Origin of the sequence: Nocardia miyunensis NBRC 108239 (assembly GCF_001613065.1) — a bacterium.
GTDB classification, from domain to species: Bacteria; Actinomycetota; Actinomycetes; order Mycobacteriales; family Mycobacteriaceae; genus Nocardia; species Nocardia miyunensis.
The window spans coordinates 72458-79675 of sequence record NZ_BDBQ01000086.1 but is presented as its reverse complement, the minus strand read 5'-3'; the positions used below and the strand labels follow the sequence as shown (position 1 = coordinate 79675).

General features: G+C 68.8%; 7 protein-coding genes. 6 read left to right on the top strand and 1 reads right to left on the bottom strand.

Annotated features, from left to right (window positions below; all coding sequences use genetic code 11):
- Positions 1 to 4 precede the first annotated feature (4 nt).
- The 4 genes from pcaH (at position 5) to pcaC (ending at position 4105) form a co-directional block, all read left to right on the top strand.
- Complete coding sequence (pcaH, locus tag NM2_RS34640) at positions 5 to 721, top strand: protocatechuate 3,4-dioxygenase subunit beta (RefSeq protein ID WP_067677839.1); 717 nt, start codon at positions 5 to 7, stop codon at positions 719 to 721.
- A complete protein-coding gene (gene pcaG / locus NM2_RS34635) occupies positions 714 to 1313 on the top strand; it encodes a protocatechuate 3,4-dioxygenase subunit alpha (protein WP_067677836.1) in 600 nt (199 codons plus the stop codon). Before pcaH ends, pcaG begins: the two co-directional genes overlap by 8 nt.
- A 243-nt stretch (positions 1314 to 1556) precedes the next feature.
- Positions 1557 to 3707, top strand: coding sequence for a 3-carboxy-cis,cis-muconate cycloisomerase (gene pcaB, locus NM2_RS52050; protein WP_067677833.1), 2151 nt, complete (start codon positions 1557 to 1559; stop codon positions 3705 to 3707).
- The gene (pcaC, locus tag NM2_RS52045; protein ID WP_245718350.1) at positions 3704 to 4105 is read left to right on the top strand and encodes a 4-carboxymuconolactone decarboxylase; all 402 of its coding nucleotides are present in this window, start codon (positions 3704 to 3706) and stop codon (positions 4103 to 4105) included. Before pcaB ends, pcaC begins: the two co-directional genes overlap by 4 nt.
- 4 nt (positions 4106 to 4109) lie before the next feature.
- Here the strand turns inward: pcaC and NM2_RS34620 are convergent, their stop codons facing one another.
- Positions 4110 to 4853: an SDR family oxidoreductase gene (locus tag NM2_RS34620; RefSeq protein WP_174575717.1), complete on the bottom strand. Its 744-nt coding sequence runs from the start codon at positions 4851 to 4853 to the stop codon at positions 4110 to 4112.
- A 114-nt stretch (positions 4854 to 4967) separates the two neighbouring features.
- Here NM2_RS34620 and NM2_RS34615 point away from each other — a divergent pair, with 114 nt between their 5' ends.
- Positions 4968 to 5624, top strand: coding sequence for a TetR/AcrR family transcriptional regulator (locus tag NM2_RS34615; protein WP_067677831.1), 657 nt, complete (start codon positions 4968 to 4970; stop codon positions 5622 to 5624).
- On the top strand, positions 5621 to 7171 hold the full coding sequence (locus tag NM2_RS34610) for a mucoidy inhibitor MuiA family protein (RefSeq protein ID WP_067677828.1): 1551 nt from the start codon (positions 5621 to 5623) through the stop codon (positions 7169 to 7171). Before NM2_RS34615 ends, NM2_RS34610 begins: the two co-directional genes overlap by 4 nt.
- Positions 7172 to 7218: the final 47 nt, after the last annotated feature.

Sequence of the window (7218 nt, the reverse complement as noted above, 5' to 3'; positions counted from 1 at the left end):
TCTCATGACCACTGCCGTACCTGGCTACCTGGCCGATCCGCCCGGTACCCACGCCCCGCTCGATTACCCCGACTACCGTTCGACCGCGCTACGTCATCCCAAACAACCGCCGGTCCTGTTGCCGAACACGCTGACCGAGATCACCGGCCCGGTGCTGGGCCACGACGCGGTGCGGCCCGGAGAACACGATCTGACCTTCCAGCATCGCGGAGATCCGATCGGGCAGAAGATCGTCGTGTTCGGCCGGCTGCTCGACGGCAACGGCCGCCCGATCCCGGACTCGCTGATCGAGATCTGGCAGGCCAACGCCGCGGGCCGCTACCGGCACATCGGCGACCGCTGGGACGCACCGCTGGACCCCAATTTCGACGGGGTGGGGCGAACCCTGACCGATAAATTCGGCCGCTACGAATTCGTCACCATCCAGCCCGGCGCGTACCCCTGGGGCAATCACCACAATGCCTGGCGGCCCGCGCACATCCACTTCTCGGTATTCGGCCGCGCGTTCACCCAGCGGCTCGTGACCCAGATGTACTTCCCCGGCGATCCGTTGTTCTTCCAGGATCCCATCTTCAACTCTACCCCGGAAGCCGCACGGCCCCGGTTGATTTCGCGATTCAGCCTGGAACGCACCAAACCGAACTGGGCGCTGGCGTTCGAATTCGACATCGTCGTGCGCGGGCGCGAGGCGACACCCTTCGAGGAGCCACACGATGACTGACCCCACAACCGCCGAACCGGACGTCGCGAACGACACCGCCGTACTGCCCGGGACGCCGTCGCAGACCGTCGGTCCCTTCCTGAGCATCGGCCTGGACTGGGGCCGCGCCGGAACCCTGGTGGTACCCGAGGGCACGCCCGGAGCGTTCTGGATCCGCGGCGAGGTCTACGACGGCGCCGGTGACCGGCTACCCGACGCGATCATCGAAACCTGGCAGGCCTCCCCCGACGGCGGTTTCGACCATCCCGACGACCCCCGCGGACGGACCCCGGGCTGGCGCGGTCTGGGCCGCAGCGACACCCGTCTCGGCGAATACGCCATCCACACAGTGCTTCCCGGCACGGTCCCGGCACGCGACGGCCGACCGCAGGCTCCGCACATCGACGTCTCGGTCTTCGCCCGGGGCATGCTGAACCGCGTCGTCACGAGGATCTACTTCGCCGATCATCCCGACGCCAACGCGGCCGACCCCGTACTCTCCACCGTCCCGGCGGACCGCCGCGACACCCTGTACGCGACCCCGTCTCCCGACGGCTACCGCTTCGATATCCGCCTCCAGGGTCCCGGCGAGACGGTCTTCTTCGATGTGTGAACGCCTGGCAGAGCCCGAAGCCGGTGATCGGATCACCGTTGCGGACGCTGTCCGGACGCGGCCCCGCCGACACTTGGCGGTGCGCCGAATCAACCTGCGAAACAATGGCTCTCGGCTTCCGGCGGCACTGTCGCGCGGGTCCGCGACCGATACGAGGGCTGCTGTGGCGCAGGCCGAATCCGCCTGCGGCACAGACCGGAAACGATATCCATCGATCCCTGAACGCACGGGCAGGAGGTAACGGTGTCCGAACTCTTCGATCCGATTCTGGCGGCCGGTCCGGTGCAGGAGACTCTCTCGGACGGCGCGTGGGTGCAAGCCATGCTGGACGCCGAGGCGGCTCTCGCTCAGGCGGAGGCCGAGGTGGGTGTGATTCCCGTGGCGCACGCCGCGCGGATCAGCGACGCTTGCGCTGCGCAGTTCTATGACGTTACCGAAATCGGCCGTCGCGCAACGGGTATCGGCAATCCCGTGGGCCCGCTGGTGGCGGCGCTCACCACGCGGGTCGCGGAGACCGATTCCGCGGCCGCCGGATCGGTCCATCGCGGTGCGACGAGCCAGGACATTCTCGACACCGCCGCGATGCTGGTCGCGCGGACGGCCCTGGACGAGCTGCTCGGACAGCTCGATCTGTGCGCGGACCGGTTGGCGCGGTTGGCCGTCGATCATGCGTGCACGCCGCAGGTCGGGCGGTCGCTGTTGCAGCAGGCCGTGCCCGTGACGTTCGGATTCACCGCCGCGGGCTGGCTCTCGGCGATCGACGGCGCGGCCGAGCGGATCACCGAAGTCCGCCAGCGCCGCCTGGCGGTCCAATTGGGCGGTGCGGCAGGCACTCTCGCCTCGCTCGAGACCGCCGGAACCGAGGTTCTCGCGGCCTTCGCCCGGCACACCGGTCTGGCCGAACCCGCACTGGCCTGGCATACCGAACGAGGGCGGATCGCCGACCTCGCCGGTGTCCTCGGGACGACCTGCGGCGCGGTCGCCAAGATCGCCCGGGATATCACACTGCTCGCGCAGACCGAGGTCGGCGAGGTCGAGGAGATGGCCGAGGGCGTCGGCGGGTCGTCCACCATGCCGCACAAGCGCAATCCGATCGCCGCCGTCCTGGCCGCCGCCGCGGCCGCCCAGGCGCCCGGACTCGTCGCGACGCTGTATTCCGCTGCCGCGCAGGAATATCAGCGCGCCGCCGGTTCCTGGCATTCCGAGTGGCGACCGCTGACCGAACTGCTGCGCGTGAGCGGCACGGCCGTGTACTGGCTGCGCGTGAGCCTCGACCGGCTGCACACCCGTCCGGGCAGAATGCGCGAGAACCTCACGGCCACAGGAGGATTACTCCTGGCCGAACGAGTCACCACGGCACTCACACCCGCGATCGGACGCGGGGCGGCCCACGAGGCGGTGACCGAATGCGCCCGCCGCCACACCGACACCGGGGCGGAGTTCGCCGAACTGCTGGCCGAACATCCTGCGCTGCGACCACATCTGGACCGTCGCCGGATCCAGGCATTGCTCTCGCCGACCGGATATCTGGGCAGCACAGAGGCGTTCATCGAGCGGGCGATCGAAGTTCATCAGGAGCGCGTCCCCGCCCCGCCCTCCGACCGTCCCGACGCGCCCGCGCGATCGGTCGAGGTCCACTATCGCGTCGACGGTCCCGCCGATGGCGTGCCGGTCCTGCTGGCGAACTCGATCGGCAGTGACTCGAGCATCTGGGACGACTACGTTAAACCGCTGGTGGACAACGGCTTCCGGGTGATCCGCCACGATCTTCGCGGCCACGGCGACTCACCGGTTCCGGCGGGCCCCTACCGGATCGACGACGTGGGCGGTGACGCACTGGCCCTGCTGGACCAGCTCGGCGTGGACCGCGCGCACATCATCGGCATCTCGATCGGCGGGATGCTCGGCCTGTGGCTCGCCCGGCATCATCCCACGCGAGTCCGGTCGCTGACGGTGTGCTGTAGCTCGGCTCGGCCGGGAAACCCGCAGATGTGGGTCGAGCGCGCGGCACAGGCCCGGGCCGAGGGGATGGAAGCGATCGCCGATGGCAGTATCACCCGCTGGTTCACACCCGCGTGGCGCGACGCCCACCCGCACCGCGCCCGAACGCTGCGCGCACTCACCGCGAATACGCCCGCCGAGGGGTATGCCGCGTGCTGTGAGCTACTGTCCGAACTCGATCTGACACCGGACCTTCCGAGGATCAGCGCACCGAGCCTGGTGATCTCCGGAGCCGAGGACGCGGCCCTGTCGGCCGAACACGGCCGCGTGATCGCCGACGGGATTCCGCGTGCCCGATTCGAAATCGTCAGCGAGGCAGCGCATCTGGGCACCGTGGAGCAGCCCGCACAATTTCTGGAACTCATCCGCAACCACCTCCGGGAGAACTCGTGAACACCGACAACGCCGGAATGGCCGTCCGCCGCGCGGTTCTGGGCGACGAGCACGTCGACCGCGCCATCGCCAGGACCACCGAATTCACCCGGCCGTTCCAGGAGTACATCACCGAGGCCGCCTGGGGTGCGGTGTGGACGCGCGAGGGGCTGGACCGCCGGACCCGCAGCGCGATCACCCTGGCCGTGCTGACCGCGCTGGGCTGCGAGAACGAGATCGCGATGCATGTGCGCGGCGCGCTGCGCAACGGACTCACCCGCGAGGAGATCGCCGAAGTCCTGTTGCACACCGGGGTTTACGCGGGCGTGCCAAAGTCGAACGCGGCCTTCGCGATCGCTTCGGCCGCGCTCGACGACAGCGCCGCAACAGAAAGCGCTGCAACCGAATCCGAGCACTGACCCCTCAGGCGATGCCGCCGTTGGCGTAGACGATCTGACCGTTCACCCAGCGTCCGGGACCAGCGAGGAACGCCACGGATTCGGCGATGTCCTCGGGGGTGCCCAGGCGCTCCAGCGGCGGCGCGGCGGCGAGCTGACCGATCTGCTCGTCGCTCTTGCCGTCGAGGAACAGCGGCGTCGCGGTCGGTCCGGGGGCCACCACGTTCACCGTGACGTCCCGTCCGCGCATCTCCCGCGCGAGGATAAGCGTCATCGCCTCCACCGCACCCTTCGTCGCGGCGTACGCGGCGTAGGTCGGCGGTTGCAGCCGCGTGATCGAGGTCGAGAAATTGATCAGCGCACCACCGGACCGCAGTCCGCGCGCCGCCAGCTGCGAGACCACGAAGGTGCCCCGCACATTGATTCGGTGCATCCGGTCGAACGCGTCCAGATCCATTTCGGCCACGGGTGCGAGCAGCATGATTCCGGCGGTATTGACCACCACGTCGACGCCGCCGAACCGCTCCTGAACCGTATCGAACAGCTGCCGCATCTCCCCTTCGTCGGCGACATCGCCCGATAGCGCGATCGCGACACCCCCTGCGGCCGTGATGGATTCGACTACTTCCCGCGCACGCGCGGCGCTACCGGCGTAGTGCACCACGACCGTCATTCCGTCGGCGGCCAGACGACGCGCCACCGCACCGCCGATCCCGCCCGAACCCCCGGTCACGATGGCGACCCGTCCCGTTGCCTGCCCTGCGGTCATGACCCTCTCCTAAAGTATGTGAACGAACCGTACACTAATGTAATATGAACACATTGTCCATATACTTCCGTGTGTCCTCGAGACGGCAGGCACACGGAGAATTCGGAGCACCCCATGACACGACACGACCCACCACGGCTCACCCCGGGACGGGGTCGCCGTCGCGCGCAGGACGTTCGCCGCGCGACTCTGGCCGCCGCATCAGATCTGCTGTTCTCCCAAGGCATTCGGAGTCTGACCTTCGAGAAGGTCGCCGCCCGCGCCGGCGCCAGCAAGGTCACCCTCTACAAGTGGTGGCCCTCACCGGGCGCGCTGGCGTTCGAGGCCTACTTCGACGCCGTCCAGGACACCCTCGCCTTCCCCGACACCGGTGACATCCGGCGCGACCTGACCGCCCAACTGCACGCTTTTGTCGATCTGCTGCACCGCAACGGCCCGGTCGTCGCCGAGATCATCGGCGCGGCACAAAGCGATCCGGACCTGGCAGCGTCCCTGTCCGAGCAGTACATCCGCCCCCGCCGCGACCTCGCCGTCGAGCGTCTAAGCACAGCCCGCCGCGCCGGTCAGATCCGCGAAGACGCCGATCTCGAAACCATCGTCGACCAACTCTGGGGCGCGTGCTACCACCGCCTCCTCCTCCCCGCCGAACCCCTGACCACCGATTTCGCCGACGCGTTGATCGCCAACCTCTTCTCCGGCATCGCCCCGGCACCCCACCGCACCTCTGCCGGCAGCCCGAGGTCACTCGGGCACGGTAGCCTCGCGGAATGAGCATGGTGGACGCCCCGATCGTGGCGGTGACCGTCTATCCCGGGCAGGCGCGGATCACGCGGCGCACGACCGTCATCGTGGAGGCCGGGGAGCAGGCGGTGGAGGTCGGCGGGCTGCCGCTGGGGCTGGTCCGGGACTCGGTGCGGGTGAGCGGGCGGGGTGCGGCGGCGGTCCTCGGGGTCGATGTGTCGATGCGGCATCATCCGCGCTCGCCCGACGCCGTCGTCCAGGAACTCGAACAGCGCGCCGAGCAGATCCGGTCCGAACTCGCCGAACTGGCCGACAGCCGCACGGTCGAGGACAGCCGGACCGAACTGCTCACCAGCCTCGGCCGCCGCTCCGGCAGCGCGTTCGCCAAGGCGCTCGCGGCGGGCGAGATCGAGCCGGATCGGGTTGCGGGACTGAGTGATTCGCTCGCCCAGCAGCTCGCCGCGACGCTCGCGAGACAGCGTGAACTGCACCGTCGCAACGAACGCCGCGAGGAGGACCTGCGGGCCGTGGAACGCGATCTGGCCGAACATCACCGGCAGCGCACGCCGGATCGGCAACAGATCGCGGTCTCCCTGGACGTGCACGAGGCCGGGGAGCTCGAACTCGAACTGTCCTATGTCGTCGACGACGCCCGCTGGATCTCGACCTACGACATCCGGTTGCACGGCGAGCGGCTCACGCTCGGCTGGTATGCGGAGATCACCCAGAACACCGGCGAGGACTGGCCGCCGTGCGAACTGACGCTCTCCACCGCGCGCCCGGCGATCTCGGCGCGGCTTCCCGAGCCGGAGCCGTGGTTCCTCGACCGCCTGCGACCGCCCGAGCCGATCGCCTACGGCGCCCCTGCCGGTGGACCACCCGAGCCGGGAACGATGCCTCGCGCCAAGGTCTTACACACGGCAATGGTCGAATCTCCTACCCCCGCAATCGAACACGGAGCCGCGGCCACCACATACCGTCCGTCGCAGCGGATCGCCGTCCCGAGCGACGCGACCGCACATCGCACCACCGTGGCCACGCTGGATCTCGAGGCCACCCTCGACCACATCACCGCACCGGCGCAGAGCCAGGAGGTGTATCTACGGGCCACCGCGGTCAACACCTCCGAGCACACGCTACGGCCGGGCCGCGCGTCGGTGTTCCACGACTCGGAGTTCGTCGGCACGACAACCTTGGAAGTCTGGGCTCCCGGCGAGGAGATCGAACTGAATCTCGGTGTGGACGAACGGATCCGGGCCGAACGCGAACTGGTGCGCCGCACCGCCGGCAAGGTGGTGATCGGCAGCTCGACGCGACGCGAGGTCCGCTACCGCATCACCGTGGGCAACTACGGTCGCCGTGCCACGACCGTCACCGTCCTGGACCGGGTCCCGGTCTCGCGGGACGAGGCCATCGTGGTTCGCGACATCACCTGCCGCCCCGATCCGCACCAGCGGACCGATCTGGGCGAGCTGACCTGGCGGTTGTCGCTGGAACCCGAAGCGACAGCGGATATTTCGCTCGGTTTCCGGGTCGATACCGCGAAGGGCGTCGAACTCCAGGGCTGGCGCGAATAACATCGACGTCCCGTTCGGTCGCCGACTATCTTGTCGGACAATGCCTT